This is a genomic window from Asanoa ferruginea (assembly GCF_003387075.1).
Lineage (GTDB): Bacteria > Actinomycetota > Actinomycetes > Mycobacteriales > Micromonosporaceae > Asanoa > Asanoa ferruginea.
In genome coordinates this window covers 337980-353652 of the sequence record NZ_QUMQ01000001.1, presented here as the reverse complement: position 1 = coordinate 353652, position 15673 = coordinate 337980, and the positions used below count along the sequence as shown (strand labels likewise).

11 protein-coding genes are annotated in these 15673 nt (G+C 70.5%); 8 read left to right on the top strand and 3 right to left on the bottom strand.

Features of this window, described 5'->3' with window-relative positions; translation table 11 throughout:
- Nucleotides 1-64: 64 nt before the first annotated feature.
- Genes DFJ67_RS01645 through cobA form a run of 3 tightly spaced genes read left to right on the top strand, consistent with a single transcriptional unit; the run spans nt 65 to nt 4648 of the window.
- Nucleotides 65-2221 (top strand): transglycosylase domain-containing protein, encoded by a 2157-nt coding sequence (locus DFJ67_RS01645; protein WP_116075483.1) that lies wholly within the window; start codon nt 65-67, stop codon nt 2219-2221.
- A 55-nt stretch (nt 2222-2276) separates the two neighbouring features.
- On the top strand, nt 2277-3416 hold the full coding sequence (locus DFJ67_RS01640) for a nicotinate-nucleotide--dimethylbenzimidazole phosphoribosyltransferase (RefSeq protein ID WP_116066238.1): 1140 nt from the start codon (nt 2277-2279) through the stop codon (nt 3414-3416).
- Nucleotides 3413-4648 carry a uroporphyrinogen-III C-methyltransferase gene (gene cobA / locus DFJ67_RS01635; RefSeq protein WP_116066237.1) on the top strand — a complete coding sequence of 412 codons (1236 nt, stop codon included), beginning with the start codon at nt 3413-3415 and terminating at the stop codon, nt 4646-4648. The genes DFJ67_RS01640 and cobA overlap by 4 nt, the downstream gene beginning before the upstream one ends.
- On the opposite strand, the gene DFJ67_RS01630 is transcribed toward cobA, so the two are convergent.
- The 3 genes from DFJ67_RS01630 to DFJ67_RS01620 form a co-directional block, all read right to left on the bottom strand.
- Nucleotides 4632-5732, bottom strand: coding sequence for an epoxide hydrolase family protein (locus DFJ67_RS01630; RefSeq protein WP_116066236.1), 1101 nt, complete (start codon nt 5730-5732; stop codon nt 4632-4634). The genes cobA and DFJ67_RS01630 overlap by 17 nt on opposite strands.
- Nucleotides 5733-5885: 153 nt before the next feature.
- Nucleotides 5886-8486: a trehalose-phosphatase gene (otsB, locus tag DFJ67_RS01625; protein ID WP_203784443.1), complete on the bottom strand. Its 2601-nt coding sequence runs from the start codon at nt 8484-8486 to the stop codon at nt 5886-5888.
- Complete coding sequence (locus DFJ67_RS01620) at nt 8483-9886, bottom strand: alpha,alpha-trehalose-phosphate synthase (UDP-forming) (RefSeq protein ID WP_116075478.1); 1404 nt, start codon at nt 9884-9886, stop codon at nt 8483-8485. Before DFJ67_RS01620 ends, otsB begins: the two co-directional genes overlap by 4 nt.
- Nucleotides 9887-10041: 155 nt before the next feature.
- Between DFJ67_RS01620 and DFJ67_RS01615 the strand changes: the two genes are divergently transcribed.
- The 5 genes from DFJ67_RS01615 (at nt 10042) to DFJ67_RS01595 (ending at nt 14124) form a co-directional block, all read left to right on the top strand.
- Nucleotides 10042-10581, top strand: a complete 540-nt coding sequence (locus tag DFJ67_RS01615; RefSeq protein ID WP_116066235.1) for a hypothetical protein — start codon at nt 10042-10044, stop codon at nt 10579-10581.
- 96 nt (nt 10582-10677) lie between these two features.
- A complete protein-coding gene (gene ettA / locus DFJ67_RS01610) occupies nt 10678-12354 on the top strand; it encodes an energy-dependent translational throttle protein EttA (RefSeq protein ID WP_116066234.1) in 1677 nt (558 codons plus the stop codon).
- Nucleotides 12355-12358: 4 nt separating this feature from the next.
- Nucleotides 12359-12763, top strand: coding sequence for an acyl-CoA thioesterase (locus DFJ67_RS01605; protein ID WP_275407703.1), 405 nt, complete (start codon nt 12359-12361; stop codon nt 12761-12763).
- On the top strand, nt 12760-13407 hold the full coding sequence (locus DFJ67_RS01600; protein WP_116066233.1) for a DUF8185 domain-containing protein: 648 nt from the start codon (nt 12760-12762) through the stop codon (nt 13405-13407). Before DFJ67_RS01605 ends, DFJ67_RS01600 begins: the two co-directional genes overlap by 4 nt.
- 126 nt (nt 13408-13533) lie before the next feature.
- Nucleotides 13534-14124: a type III secretion system chaperone family protein gene (locus DFJ67_RS01595; protein WP_116066232.1), complete on the top strand. Its 591-nt coding sequence runs from the start codon at nt 13534-13536 to the stop codon at nt 14122-14124.
- The last annotated feature ends 1549 nt before the right edge of the window (nt 14125-15673 follow it).

Sequence of the window (15673 nt, the reverse complement as noted above, 5' to 3'; positions counted from 1 at the left end):
ATGAGACGTAGACGTTGTTCACTTTCAACTACGGACATATACGCTTATGTCCTAGTTTTGTGTGGTGATTAAGCGCACCCTCTCCGCGACCAGTCGGTTCGCTCCGCTGCTGCGGGCCGGGCTCATCGCCGGCGTCGTCGTGGCGGCGGTGGCCTATCCCATCGTTGCGGTCGGCGGGATCGGCGCCAAGAAGGGTGCCGAAGCCTTCAACGACATGCCGCGCCAGCTCAACGTCAAACCCCCCGCGCAGACGAGCTACGTGTACGCGTCGGACGGCAAGACGCTGCTCACGATGTTCTACGAGGAGCATCGTAAGTATGTCCCGATCTCGGACATGTCGCCCTACATCCAGCAGGCCATCGTGGCCTCCGAGGATCAGCGCTTCTACGAGCACAACGGGGTCGACCCCAAGGGCATCGCGCGCGCGTTCGTCGCCAACCACGAGGGCGGCGGCGTCCAGCAGGGTGCGTCGACGCTGACGATGCAGTACGTCCGGATGGCACAGCGCGACGGCGCCGAGACGCCGGAAGAGGTGCAGGAGGCGACCGAGCAGACCAGCACCCGCAAGCTCCGCGAGATGCGGCTCGCGCTGGCCGTCGAGAAGCAGTACACGAAGCAGGAGATCCTCGAGCGCTACCTGAACTCGGCCTACTTCGGACACCGGGCCTACGGGATCTACGCCGCTTCCGAGGTGTTCTTCTCCAAGTCGCCCAAGGACCTCACGCTGGTCGAGGCGGCCACGCTCGCCGGTCTGGTCAAGGCGCCCACCGAGTACGACCCGGCGACGCAGGACAAGCTCGCGGCCACCGCCCGGCGCAACTATGTACTCGACAACATGCAGAAGATGGGATATCTGAGCCCACAGGACAACGCGGCCTCCAAGGCGCTGCCGATCCAGCTCAAGCTCAGCACCCCGGCCAACGACTGTGTTTCGGTGCCGAAGAATCTCAACAGCTGGGGCTTCTTCTGCGACTACTTGAAGACCTGGTGGGCCGAGCAGCCCGCGTTCGGTGACAACGCCTCGCAGCGCGAAGACAACCTGCGCCGCGGCGGCTACAAGATCGTCACCTCGCTCGACCCCAACATCCAGAACATCGCCGAGACCAACGTCATGGCGAAGGAGAAGTCGACCAGCAAGTTCGCGCACGGCCTGGTGGTGATCCAGCCGGGCACCGGCCTGGTCAAGGCGATGGCGGTCAACCGCGTCTACTCGCTCGACCAGAGCAAGAACGGCACGCACTCCGACCCGGCCAAGGCCGCGAAGATCAAGGGCAACTACCCGAACACGGTGGTGCCGCTGCTCGGTGGCGGTGACATGCCGGGCTACCAGGCCGGTTCGACGTTCAAGATGTTCACGATGCTGGCCGCGCTGGACGCCGGGATGCCGCTGTCGACCGCGTTCGACTCGCCGCAGCGACTGGTCTCGCAGTACCTGGGCGAAGGGCCCGGCTCGTGCGGCGGCCGCTGGTGCCCGTCGAACGCCTCCGGCGCGATGACCGGCCGGCACATGATGTGGTCGGGCTTCGGCAAGTCGGTCAACACGTACTTCGTCCAACTCGAGCAGAAGGTCGGCGCCGACAAGGCGGTCCGGATGGCCGAGCGGCTCGGCCTTACCTGGCGCACCGACGTCGACCAGATGATGGCCAAGCCGCCGCGGTCCAAGACCTGGGGCGCGTTCACCCTCGGCGTCTCGGACGTGACACCGCTGGAGATGGCCGGCGCCTACGCGACGGTCGCCGCCGACGGCCAGTACTGCGAGCCGCTGCCGGTCACCTCGATCCAGACCAACGACGGCAAGCAGGTGACCTGGACCAACAAGCAGGGCCAGACGGTCGACGTGGCCAAGCCGCGGTGCCGCCAGGAGGTCACCCCGGACGTGGCCCGCGCCGCAGCCGACGCGGCCCGCTGCCCGACCGGCGGCAAGGCACAGACCGGGTCCTGCCAGGAGTGGTCGACCGCACCGAGCGTGACCCCGACGGTGGGTCGCCCGGTCGGCGGCAAGACGGGTACGACGGACAGCACCCGGTCCGCCTGGTTCGTCGGCTTCACCAAGGAACTGGCGGCGGCGAGCTTCATCGCCGACCCGGACAACCCGTTCAACGCGGTGGGTGACGCCCAGTCGCAGAAACCGATCGACTCGGTGGCACAGACACTGCGGGATTCGCTGAAGGGTCAACCGGTCGTCGAGTGGACACCACCGTCACCAGCGATCGTCCGCTGACCTCGAAGGGGCCCCCTGTCCGGGGCCCCTTCGCGGCGGACGGGATCATGGGGGCATGAGCCTCCTCGCCGACACCGTCGCCGCGATCCGGCCGCTCGACGCGGCCGCGATGGCCGCCGCGCAGGCGCGCCACGCCACGCTGACCAAACCGCCGGGCTCGCTGGGGTCGCTCGAGGATTTAGGTGTACGCCTCGCCGGGCTCGCCGGCACCTGCCCGCCACCGCTGCCCCAACCGGCGACGGTCGCGGTGTTCGCCGGCGACCACGGCGTGCACGCCCAGGGCGTCACCCCGTGGCCCCAGGAGGTCACGGTGCAGATGGTCGCCAACTTCCTGGCCAGCGGCGCGGTCGTCAACGCCTTCGCCCGCCAGGCCGGCGCCGAGGTCGTGGTCGTCGACGTGGGCGTGGCCACGCCGCTGCTGGACAGCGACCCCGACGGTCTCGCCGGTGGCACCGCGGGGGCGGATGCCGGTTCGGCCGGTGAGGCCGTGTCGGCGCAGCCGGGCATGCAGCCGCGGCTAGTGCGGGCCAATGTTCGCCGTGGCACTGCGGACCTCAGCGTCCAGCCGGCGATGACCCGCGACGAGGCGGTCGCCGCGATCGAGGTTGGCATTCGGTTGGCCGGCGACCTGGTCGACGGCGGCGCCGGGTGCCTGATCACCGGCGACATGGGTATCGGCAACACCACGCCCGCGGCCGCGCTGATCGCGGCCTTCACTGGTGCCGCGGCGGCCGATGTGACCGGGCGGGGGACCGGGATCGACGACGAGACGCACGGTCACAAGGTTGCCGTTGTGCAGCGGGCGCTCGCCCTGCACCGGCCCGACCCGGCCGATCCGGTCGGGGTGCTCGCCGCGGTCGGTGGGCTGGAACACGCCGCCCTGGCCGGGTTCGTGCTCGGGGGCGCGGCGCGGCGCGTACCCGTGATTCTGGATGGGGTGATCGCCGACTCGGCCGCGCTCGCCGCGGCGGCGCTGGCGCCCGACGCGGTCGGCGCGATGGTCGCCGGCCACCGGTCCGCGGAGCCCGGCGCCTCGGTCGCGCTGCGGCACCTCGGGCTGGCGCCGTTGGTCGACCTCGGGCTGCGGCTCGGTGAGGGGACCGGCGCGGTGCTCGCCTGGCCGATCGTGGCCAGCGCGGTGCGGGTGCTGCACGACGTCGCCACCTTCGACTCCGCCGGGGTGGCCGAGAAGTGACCGAGCTCTACCCCTTGGCGCTGCGGCTCGACGGCCGGCCGGTGCTGGTTGTCGGCGGCGGTGCGGTCGCTAGCCGGCGGGTACCCGCGCTGCTCAGCGCCGGCGCCTCCGTCACCGTGGTGTCGCCCGAGCTGACGCCGACGCTGCACGGGCTGGCCGACGCCGGCCGGCTCCGGTGGGAGCGCCGGCTCTTCGAACCGTCTGACGTGGACGGTGTGTGGCTCGTGCACGTCGCGGTCGACGACCCGGCCGCCGCGCAGCGGGTGTCGGACGCCGCCGAGGCGCGTCAGGTGTTCTGTGTCCGCGCCGACGACCGGACCGCCGCGACGGCCTGGACGCCCGCGGTCACCCGGCGCGGGCCGGTCACCGTCGCGGTGCTCGGGGGCGGCGACCCACGGCGGGCCGTGGCGACCCGGGACGCGATCGCCGCGTTCCTGTCCGGCTGGACGGGTGCGGCGGCGAGTGGCACGGCCTTCGCCGCCGGCCCCGCGCACGCCGCAGCCGAGAAGGGCGGCCGGGTCGCGCTGGTCGGGGCCGGACCCGGCGACCCGGAGCTGATCACCGTGAAGGGGCGCCGGCTGCTCGCCGAGGCCGACGTGGTGGTCGCCGACCGGCTCGCGCCCGGGCTGCTGCTCGACGAGCTGCGGCCGGACGCGGAGTTGGTGGACGCGGCGAAGAACCCCTACGGGCCGGCACGCACCCAGGACGAGATCAACCAGATCCTGGTCGACCGGGCGCGGCAGGGTCTGCTGGTCGTCCGGCTCAAGGGCGGCGACCCGTTCGTCTTCGGGCGGGGCGGCGAAGAGGTGATCGCGTGCGCGGCCGCCGGCGTGCCGGTCACCGTCGTGCCGGGGGTGACCAGCGCTGTCTCCGTGCCCGCGTCGGCCGGCATCCCGGTCACCCACCGGGGGGTGGCGCACGAGTTCACCGTGGTCTCCGGGCACCTGTCGCCGGACGATCCCGAGTCGCTGGTCAACTGGCCTTCCGTGGCACAGCAGTCCGGCACGGTGGTGATCCTCATGGGGTTGCGCCATCTGCCGACCATCGCGGCGACGCTGGTCGCCAACGGGCGGCCGGGCAGCACGCCGGCGGCAGTGATCCAGGAAGGCACGACAGCGGAGGAGCGGACGGTGACCGGGACGCTGGAGACGATCGCCGCGGCCGTGGCCGAGGCGGGGTTGCGCGCCCCGGCCATCACGGTCGTCGGCGAGGTGGTCACGGCCCTGTCTTGACGGGGTGTCCCAGCGAAGCGAAGAAGTCCCGGATGTCTTCCGCCAGCAGGTCCGGCACCTCCATCGCGGGGAAGTGGCCGCCGCGGTCGAACTCCGACCAGTGCCTGATGTCGTACTGCCGCTCGGCCAAGGGTCGCACCGACTGGGTGATGTCATGTGCGAAGACGGCGACCCCGACCGGCACCGGGCACGGCTCGATCCGCCGCGGGGTCTCGCGGGTCAGCCGCGCCGAGGACGCCGCGGTGGCGGTCAGCCAGTAGAGCGAGATCTCGGTGAGGATCCGCTCGTCGCTGATCGGCGAGCGAGGGTCTGTCCACTGGGCGAAGCGTTCGGCGATCCAGGCGAGCTGGCCGACCGGCGAGTCGGTCAGCGCGTAGCCGATGGTCTGCGGCGTGGTCGCCTGGAGAGCCTGGTAGGGCGGGCGGTTCGCCATCAGCTGCCTGATCTTGTCCAGCCGGGCTTCGTCCGATTCGGACAGTTCGATGGTGGGGTCCGCGACCGGTCGGGTCGGCAGGTAGTTGATGTGCACGCCGACGACGTGCTCGGGTGCCGCCGCGCCGAGCGCCGTGGAGATGCCGGAGCCGAAGTCGCCGCCCTGCGCGCCGTAGCGCTCGTACCCTAAGCGGCTCATGAGTTCGGCCCAGGCCCGCGCGACCCGGACGATGTCCCAGCCGCGCTCGTGGGTCGGCCCGGAGAAGCCGAAGCCCGGGATGGACGGGATCACCAAGTGGAAGTCGCGCGACAGCGGCTCGATCACGTCGACGAAGTCCAGGAACGAGCTGGGCCAACCGTGGGTGAGGATCAACGGGAGCGCCGACGGGTTCGACGACCGGACGTGGACGAAGTGGATGTTCTGGCCGTCGATCTCGGTGGTGAAGTGCGGAAGCTCGTTGAGCCGTGCCTCGTGCTTCCGCCAGTCGTAGCCGGTGCGCCAGTGTTCGGCCAGCTCCTTCAGACGAGCCAGCGGGAAGCCGTAGTCCCAGCCGGCGTCGGCGAGCTCGTTGGGCCAGCGGGTGCGGGCGAGCCGGTCGGCCAGGTCGTCGAGGTCGGCCTGCGGGATGTCGATGCGGAACGGCGTGATCATGTCCTGACCTCCAGGGAGTCCGAACGTTCGGATGACTAACGTTCGCCTCCCTAACGATACCGAAATCGTTAGTCTCCCCAATGGTTCGTAACGGTTGTCACAGCAGCAAAGGGCCGCCGCGGCTACGCCGCGACGGCCCTTTCAGAAACGTGCTTACGGCTTGAGCAGCCCCGCGAGCAGCAGCGCGCACCGGATCAGCCCGAGGTGGCTGTAGGCCTGCGGGTGGTTGCCCAGCCCCCGCTCGGCCAGCGGGTCGTATTGCTCCGGCAGCAGCCCGGTCGGCCCCGACGTCGCCACCATCTGCTCGAACAGCTCCTCGGCATCCGCCCGCCGTCCGGTGCGCAGGTAGGCCTCCACCAGCCACGACGTGCAGATGTGGAAACCGCCCTCGCGACCCGGCAGGCCGTCGTCCCACCGGTAGCGGTAGACGACCGGGCCGCTGCGCAGGTCGGCCTCGACCTTCAGCACCGTCGAGAGGAAGCGCGGGTCGTCGTCGGGGAGCAGGCCGGAGAGCCCGATCCAGAGCGACGACGCGTCCATCTCCTCGTCGCCGTAGGCGACCGTGTAGGCACCGGCCTCCTCGTGCCACCCGTGTTCGAGCACGTTGTGCCCGATCCGGTCGCGCAGGCCCACCCAGTCCGGGCGGTCCTGGCCGGCGTGCTTGCGCACCACGTGCAGGGCCCGGTCGACGGTCATCCAGCACATGACCTTCGAGTAGACGTGGTGTCGCGGCTGGAGGCGGGCCTCCCACAGGCCGTGGTCGGGCTCGTGCCAGCGGCGTTCGACGGCCTGCACCATCGCCTCCAGGACCCGCCACTCCTCCTGGCGCACCGAGCCGCGGGCGTCGGCAACCGCCGCCAGCAGGTCGGCCACCGGGCCGAAGACGTCGAGTTGGAGTTGGTGGTTGGCGAGGTTGCCGACCCGGACCGGGCGGGATCCGGCATAGCCGGGCAGCGTGTCGATGACCGCCTCGGCGCCCAGCTCGTAGCCTTCGACCGTGTAGAGCGGGTGTAGCCGCTCCGGGTGGCCGCCGGTGCGCTCGACGCAGCCGTCGACCCAGCGCAGCAGGCCCTCGGCCTCGTCGAGTGAGCCCAGGTCGACCAGCGCCCGCGCGGTCATCGCCGCGTCGCGCAGCCAGCAGTAGCGGTAGTCCCAGTTGCGGACGCCGCCCAGCTCCTCGGGGAGCGAGGTGGTCGCGGCCGCCAGGATCGCGCCGGTCGGCTCGTGGCACAGGCCCTTCAGGGTCAGGGCGCTGCGGGCCACCAGCTCCCGGCTCTCCGGCGGCAGGCGCAGGCTGCGTACCCAGGCCTTCCAGGGCTCCTCGGCGGAGTCCTGGCGGTCGGCGGCCGGGGAGGGATGCGGTTGCAGGCTCTGTGTGCCGAAGCGCAGCTCCAGGAGCTGTTCCCCACCGACAGCGGTCAGGTCGACGGTGGCCCGCGCGGTGTCGTAGCCGCCGTCTTCGCTGATCTCCCAGGCCACGCCGGGGGAGTAGAGCGCGACCGGCTCGTTGGAGCCCAGCACCAGCAGGCCGTCGCCGACCGCTTGCAGCCGGACCTGGACCTGGCCGAACTCCGGACGCGGCGCGAACTCCAAGCGGACCGTCGCGCTGCCGGTCAGCCGCCGCACCAGGGCCGAGTCGCCGGAGATCACGAAGCCGTCGTCGTGATGAGCGGTTGGTGCGCGGTCGAGCCAGTCGGTCACGGTCAGGCCGGACCAGCGGGTCTCGACCGTCATCGTGCCGGGCCGGTAGCGCTGGCCCAGCGGGATGCCGCCCCGATCGGGGTGCACCGCGAAGTGGCCCGCCGGGCTGCCGCCGAGCAGGTCGGCGAAGATCGCCGACGAGTCGGGCCGCGGGTGGCACAGCCAGGTGACCTTGGCGTCGGGCGTCAGCAGCGCCACCGTCTCGCCGTTGGAGAGCAGGGAGTGCCGCTCGATGGGCACCGCGCGCTCGCCGAACAGCCAGTGCCGGCGGGTCTGGAGGAGCAGGCCCAGCACCCGGGCGGCCTCGATCGGCTCGCCGACCCGGTAGCCCGCCCTGGTCTCGCCCGGCCCGATCTTCACGCCCACGTCGGGGCCGTGCAGGTTGCCGAACGCGTTCTCGTCGGTGATGTCGTCGCCGATGAACAGCACGGCGCTCGCCGACATCGAGGTGCGGAGCTGGTCGACCGCGGTGCCCTTGTGGGTCGGCACGACGGAGAGCTCGATCACCTCTTTGCCGTGTGTGACGGTGACCTCGGGCCAGGTGCCCGGGCCGGTCGCCACGCGCTCCTTGACCTCGTCGGCCACCGGCCGCTCCGCCGCCCGGTAGTGCACGGCGACGCTGGCCGGCTTGTTCTCCAGGCGTACACCTGGCTTGCCCGCCACGATCTCGCGGAGCGCCACCTGGAGCCGGGTGCGGACCTCGACCAGCTCGGGGGTCAGCCGCTCGACGAAGCCGATGTCGAACTCCGAGCCGTGGCTGCCGACGAGGTGCACCTCGCTCGGCAGGCGCGACAGCGTGGCCAGGTCGCGCAGGGCGCGCCCGGACACGACCGCCACGGTGGTCTGCGGCAGTGCCGCGAGGGCACGGACCGCGGCCACACTTTCCGGCAGGGGTACGGCCAGCGTGGGGTCGGTCACGATCGGCGCCAGCGTGCCGTCGTAGTCGCACGCGATGAGCAGTTGCGGAACCCGCGCGATCCGGCCGATGGCCGCGCGCAGCTCCGGGTCGATCAGGCCGGCGGCCTTCTGATCGACCTCGATCACGTCGGTCACGCCGCCTCCACGTCGGGCACGCCCAGCTCCCGCAGGAACGTCCGGGCCCAGTGCCCGACGTCGTGGGTACGCAGGTATCGCTGCATGATGCGAATACGGCGTCGAGCCTCGGGATGCTCGATATGCACCGCGCGCAGCAGCGCCTCCTTGACTCCCTCTGGGTCGTGCGGGTTACACAGGAACGCTTGTCGCAGTTCCGTCGCGGCGCCGGCGAACTCGCTCAGCACCAGCGCTCCACCCGTGTCGGCACGCGCCGCCACGTATTCCTTTGCCACCAAATTCATCCCGTCTCGCAGCGGGGTCACCATCATGACGTCGGCCGCGCAATAGAGCGCGGCCAACTCGGTGCGACTGTACGACTGGTGAAGGTAGTGGACGGCGGGCACGCCGACGCGCCCGAACTCGCCGTTGATCCGGCCGACTTCGCGTTCGACCTTGACCCGCAACGTCTGGTAGTGCTCGACCCGCTCCCGGCTCGGCGTGGCGACCTGGATCATGACCGCTTCGGGCACGGTCAGCTTGCCGTCGGAGAGCAGCTCCCGGAACGCCTTGAGGCGCAGTTCGATGCCCTTGGTGTAGTCGAGCCGGTCGACGCCGAGAATGACCGTCTTCGGGTCACCCAGCTCGGCGCGGATCTGCTTGGCCCGGGCCTGCACGGCCGGGTCGGCCGCCATCCGCTCCATCTCGGCCACGTCGATCGAGATCGGGAACGCGCCCGCCTTGACCGGCCGCCCGTCGACGTCGATGACCTGGCCCTCGTAGCGCAGGCCGAGCAGGTGCCGGGCGAGCCGGACGAAGTTCTGCGCCGCGAGCCGCTGCTGGAAGCCGATCAGGTCGGCGCCGAGCAGCCCGCGCAGGATCTCGGCGCGGAACGGCATCTGCATGAACAGCTCGATCGGCGGGAACGGAATGTGCAGGAAGAAGCCGATCTTGAGATCGGGCCGCCGCTCGCGCAGCATCGCCGGCACGAGCTGGAGCTGGTAGTCCTGGATCCAGACCGTCGCGCCCTCGGCCGCCACCTCGGCCGCGGCCTCCGCGAACCGGGCGTTGACCTGGCGGTATGACTCACGCCAGCGGCGCTTGAACACCGGCGTCTCGACCGCGTCGTGGTAGAGCGGCCAGATCGTGGCATTCGACATGCCCTCGTAGTAGCGCTCGAGGTCGAGTGATGTCAGCGGCACCGGGTGGATATGGATGCCCTCGAGGTCGAACGGTTCCGGTGCCTCCTCGCTGGTGCCGCCGGCCCAACCGACCCAGGTCCCCTTGTGCTCCGCCAACACCGGGTGCAACGCGGTCACCAGCCCGCCCGGGCTACGCCGCCATTGCCGTCCCTCGTCGGTGGTGACCTCGTCAACCGGTAGCCGGTTCGCTACAACGACAAAAGAGCTACGAACCGTCACGCTCCGCACACCTCCGGTGATCACGGGTCCGCCATCGAGCCTACCTGCGTGGCCTTCGGCGCTTAGGGGCCCGGTGGCCCCGATGGACGGGATACCCGTACACCCGAGGTAATGATCCTTCCGTTCGGTTGCCGATGGATGACAGGCTCCTAGGCGTGTCGACACCGGGGCGGAAACCACGCGGACGTGCGCTGCTGTCGTTCCTGGTCGCGATGGTGCTGCTGGCGGTGATCGGCGCCACCGGCGGCTGGCTCTACGGGCAGCGGGTGGCCGACCGGCGCGCGGCCGACGGGGGAGGCGGTGGCGAGCCGACCCAGCCCGAGGTGACCAGTGAACCGCCCAGCGGCGAGCCCTGCCGGGAGGAGACCGAGGCGGCGGCGGAGAACGCCGGCTCGCCGGGCGGCCTGGTGGAGATCCTCTACATCCGCACGGAAGACAACAAGCAGGTCTGGATCTGCCGCGACACGGCAGGTTCGATCTTCTATCAGGGGTACGTCGGCCCGCTCGGCGGCGAGCTGCGGGAGGGCGAGAACGCCCTGTTCCTGACGACGGTCGCGGAGACCGCCGGCGGCTATCTGGCGACCAACGAGACCGACGACGGCACCACTATCTACTCCGTCACGCCCTATCGCCTGACCCAGTCGACCAACGGCAAAGAGTCGACGTTCCCGGTCGCGGAGCGCCGCCAGGGCTAGACCGGCCGGGGTGATGTGGGCGTTGGCGGGGGAACCTGTCAGGATTGACGACGGCGTTCTGCCGGTATCGACCATTACTCGGAGGTAGGCCGCACCGTGGCCCAATACATCTACGTCCTGGAAAAGGCGCGCAAGGCGCACGGCGACAAAGTCGTGCTCGACAACGTGACGCTCAGTTTCCTGCCGGGCGCCAAGATCGGGGTCGTCGGTCCCAACGGCGCCGGTAAGTCGAGCCTGCTCAAGATCATGGCTGGGCTCGACAAGACCAGCAACGGCGAGGCCCGGCTGATGCCCGGCTACACCGTCGGCATGCTGGCGCAGGAACCGCCGCTCAACGACGCGAAGACCGTGCTCGGCAACATCGAGGAAGCGGTCGCCGAGACCAAGAGCAAGCTGGAGCGGTTCAACAAGATCGCCGAGCAGATGGCGACCGACTACTCCGACGAGCTGATGGAGGAGATGGGCAAGCTCCAGGAGGAGCTCGACCACTCCGACGCGTGGGACATCGACTCCGCGCTCGAGTTGGCCATGGACGCGCTGCGCTGCCCGCCGCCGGACGCCGACGTGACCACCCTGTCCGGTGGTGAGCGCCGCCGGGTCGCGCTCTGCAAGCTGCTGCTCGAAGCGCCCGACCTGCTGCTGCTCGACGAGCCCACCAACCACCTCGACGCGGAGAGCGTCCAGTGGCTGGAGCAGCACCTGGCGAAATACGCCGGCACCGTCCTGGCGATCACGCACGACCGGTACTTCCTCGACAACGTGGCCGGCTGGATCCTCGAGCTCGACCGCGGCCGCGCGATCGGCTACGAGGGCAACTACTCGACCTACCTCGAGAAGAAGGCGGCCCGGCTCGCGGTCGAGGGCCGCAAGGACGCCAAGATGAAGCGGCGCCTCTCCGAGGAACTCGAGTGGGTGCGGTCCAACGCCAAGGCGCGGCAGACCAAGTCCCGGGCCCGGCTCGACCGCTACGAGGAGATGGCCACCGAAGCGGAGAAGACCCGCAAGCTCGACTTCGAGGAGATCCAGATCCCGCCGGGCCCGCGCCTGGGCAACACGGTGATCGAGTCGCACAGCCTGACCAAGGGCTTCGGCGACCGTACCCTCATCGAGAATTTGTCCTTCTCGCTCCCGCGCAACGGCATCGTCGGCATCATCGGCCCCAACGGCGTCGGCAAGACCACGCTCTTCAAGACCATCGTGGGGTACGAGGAGCCGACCAGCGGGTCGGTGAAGGTCGGCGACACGGTTTCGCTGTCCTACGTCGACCAGAACCGGTCCGGCCTCGACGGCGACAAGACGGTCTGGGAGGTCGTCTCCGACGGGCTCGACTTCCTGATGGTCGGCAAGGTCGAGATGCCGTCCCGGGCCTACGTCGCGGCGTTCGGCTTCAAGGGCCCCGACCAGCAGAAGCCGACCAAGGTGCTGTCGGGAGGCGAGCGCAACCGGCTCAACCTGGCGCTGACGCTGAAGATCGGCGGCAACGTGATCCTGCTCGACGAGCCGACCAACGACCTCGACGTCGAAACGCTCAGCTCGCTGGAGAACGCGCTGCTGGAGTTCCCCGGCTGCGCCGTGGTCATCTCCCACGACCGGATGTTCCTCGACCGGGTCGCCACGCACATCCTGGCCTGGGAGGGCGACGAGGAGAACCCGTCGAAGTGGTTCTGGTTCGAGGGCAACTTCGACGCGTACGAGAAGAACAAGATCGACCGCCTCGGCGCGGAAGCCGCCCGGCCACACCGGGTGACCTACCGCAAGCTGACCCGCGACTGACCTCGTGGACCGGTTCGTCTTCGAGTGCGTGCCGCGGTGGTCCGACATGGACGTCTACGGCCATGTCAACAACGCGCGCTTCCTCACCCTTTACGAGGAAGCGCGCGTCGCGCTGATGTTCGTCGCGGCCCGTAAGCACGGGGTGACCTCGCTGGAAGAGGGCGTGGTCATCTCCCGGCACGAGGTCGACTACCTGCGCCCGGTCGACTACGGCGAGACCGTGCGGATCGAGATGTGGGTCGAGGAGATCCGGGCGTCCCGGTTCGTGATCGCCTACGAGCTGTTCGACGAGGGCGCGCTGGCCAGCCGGGCCCGCTCGGTCTGCGTGCCGTTCGACCTGGTGGCGGGGCGGCCGCGCCGGCTGTCGCCTCAGGAGCGGGCTTTCCTCGAGCCTTACGTGCTGGCATGAGCCTCTCCGACGCCGGAGCGTTCCTGAGCCGGCTGGTCCGGCTGGACGCGGGCACGGTGGTCCGTCTGCGGCCGTTCGGTGGCCGGGTGCAGCTGTGGGCGCCGCTGCCGTGGGGTGTGCTGGTCGGCCGCACGGTCGACTTCGCGACCGCCGTCGACGCGACTGTGTCGGCGGCGGCGCTGTTCGAGGAGGTCGCCCGGGGCGGTGCCACGTTGCCGCCGCGGCGCGACGCGGACTGGCGCTGGCCCCTGCCGCCGGCGGGCGGTGGACGGGTCGTCGAGGTGGTCCCGGCCGCGGAGATCCGCCGCGTGGCGACGGCCGCGGCGGGCACGTTGCGGACCGCCACACGCGAGGGCGTCGGCGGCCGCGCGGTGGGCCAGCGGGCGCTGCGGGACGCGCTGCTCGACCATGTCCCGATCGTCGTCAGCGATGACCAGTCGTCGGTCGATGTCTCACAACGGCTGATCCAGGCAGTCATCCGGATGGGGTTCCTGGGTCGGCCGGACGTATCACCGCCCTCCAATATTGATGTACGTGTATCAGGGAGATGGATAGGCCTCTCTGCACCGTACGGCGTCGCCTGGCTACCGCCCGTTCAGCAATTCTCCCTAAAACCGACATCGACTCGTACTTTCGGACGATAGACGGCTATCCGTTCGGGTCCGGCCTGTCGTTGGGGGGATGCCCTCCGCCGACCTTCCGGGTACCGTCACCCCGGGTCCCACGCAACGTACGCGGACGGATTCGCTGGGGAGTGAGGTGCGCGAGCGATGCCTTGGTGGTCATGGCGTCCCGGCCACGCCGGAGGGGTTCAATCCGACACTCGTGCGGACGACGGCAACGTCCGATTGGGAGTGCCGCCGCAGCGCGATCCCAACGCGGTCGTTCTCGATCCGCTGGCCGCCCTAGCCGTGCCACGCGAGACCCCAGACCGCCCCGCCACCGTCGAACCGGTGTGCCTACGCCGCCTGGGCGACGCGCTGGACCTGCTCGACATCCGCTACCTGGCCGACGGCGACGGCAGCCTGCTGGCGATGTGGGAACGCCACGCGGTGCTGTTCACCCTCGAAGGCCCGGAAGACGAAATCCTGGTCATCCGCGCCCGCCCACACTCGACAGTCCCGCCCGACTGGGCCGACCGCGCCTACCGCGTCGTCAACGAGTGGAACCACACGAGGCGCTTCTGCAAGGCCTACGTGGGCGACCCGACCGAGCGCGGCCAACTCCCGATCTACGCGGAGATCCAGGTCCCCCTCGGCGCCGGCGCCCACGACGCACTGCTCGTCGAAATGCTCGACTGCGGCGCCGCCGTCTCCAGCACGTTCGTCGACTGGCTCCACGACGAAGGCGCCCTGCTCTAAGGGCAATTGCTTGCCCGGGTCCGTACATGTTTTGGCATGTGGCTACATGCCAAAACATGTAAGGCGCCCGACGTCCGGCGGCCCGACGTCCGCATCCCAGGGGGCGGGGCCGATGCCGACGGTAAGCGTCTGGACGCGGGCGCGAAACGTGTCCCATCTCGAGGCTCCGCGACCGCTGATGTCACACCGTCCACACGGGTCCTGACGCACCAGGGCGACCAAGCCCGGCCGCGGACGGCGCACGCCCCGATCTGGGGCGACGTATGTGGGAGATCGGAGATCATTTCCCCACGTGGGCCACCCCAGATCGACGCCGAGCCGGCCGTCGTGACGTCCGTCGGTCGATCCGGGGCGGCATATCAGTGGAATCGAAGATCAAATTCACAGATGTGCCGCCCCAGATCGACCGAACGCCACGACTCGCGGCCACCCACGGCACCGCCGCACGCCCTGTGTAGCGGCACGAACCGCCACCAGCCCCGGTTGGCCGACGTGCGCGGCCGACCGACGCCACCCGCCGACCCCCGCTGGCCGCCAGCGCAGCCGCAGGTGCGCCCGCGCGGCCCGCCAGCACGACTGCCATTCGTGGGGGTGCGGCCGCCTGCGTCGTGACGGCGCTCCGTGGGGGTGCGGCCCATGGCGTGACGGCACTTCGCTGGCAGTGCGACCTGCGAAGTGACGGCGCTTCGCGTGGCGCGGCCCGGGTGACGGCGCTTCGCGTGGCGCGGCCCGGGGTGTCGGCGCTTCGAGGGAGCCCGCGGGGTGACAAGTCCTTCGCGGACCTGCGACCTCGGGCGTGAGAGCGCTTCGGAGGACGCGCAGCGTGCGGCGTGACGGCGCTTCGCTGGCAGTGCGACCTGCGAAGTGACGGCGCTTCGCGTGGCGCGGCCCGGGGTGTCGGCGCTTCGAGGGAGCCCGCGGGGTGACAAGTCCTTCGCGGACCTGCGACCTCGGGCGTGAGAGCGCTTCGGAGGACGCGCAGCGTGCGGCGTGACGGCGCTTCGCTGGCAGTGCGACCTGCGAAGTGACGGCGCTTCGCGTGGCGCGGCCGGGTGACCGCGCTTCGCGGGGCGCGGCCCGGGGTGTCGGCGCTTCGAGGGAGCCCGCGGGGTGACAAGTCCTTCGCGGACCTGCGACCTCGGGCGTGAGAGCGCTTCGGAGGACGCGCAGCGTGCGGCGTGACGGCGCTTCGCGGGGCGTGAGGCCTGCGGGTGTGACAGTGCCTCATGGACCCCGCGAACGGCCCCGTGACGGCGCTTCGCGGGGCGTGCGTTCTGCGGGATGACAGTGCTTCACGGACCCTGCGACCTCGGGCGTGACGGCGGTTCGGGACCGCGTGACCTGCGGCGTGACGGCGCTTTAGGACCGTGTGACCTGCGGCGTCACAGCGCTCGGGACCCTGCGACCTGCGGAGTGACGACGCTTCGCGCGGGGTGCGCCGCGTGGCGTGACGGCGCTTCGCGGGGCGCGCGCTCCGCGGGGTGACAGCGTTTCGCGGACCCAGCGACGTTGAGCGTAACGGCGCTCGGAGGCCGCGCAGCCTGGGGCG

Coding starts and splice junctions, on each gene's coding strand:
- DFJ67_RS01640 (WP_116066238.1), top strand. CDS start 2,277: ATGAGCCTCCTCGCCGACACCGTCGCCGCGATCCGGCCGCTCGACGCG.
- DFJ67_RS01630 (WP_116066236.1), bottom strand. CDS start 5,732: ATGATCACGCCGTTCCGCATCGACATCCCGCAGGCCGACCTCGACGAC.
- DFJ67_RS01600 (WP_116066233.1), top strand. CDS start 12,760: ATGAGCCTCTCCGACGCCGGAGCGTTCCTGAGCCGGCTGGTCCGGCTG.
- DFJ67_RS01595 (WP_116066232.1), top strand. CDS start 13,534: ATGCCTTGGTGGTCATGGCGTCCCGGCCACGCCGGAGGGGTTCAATCC.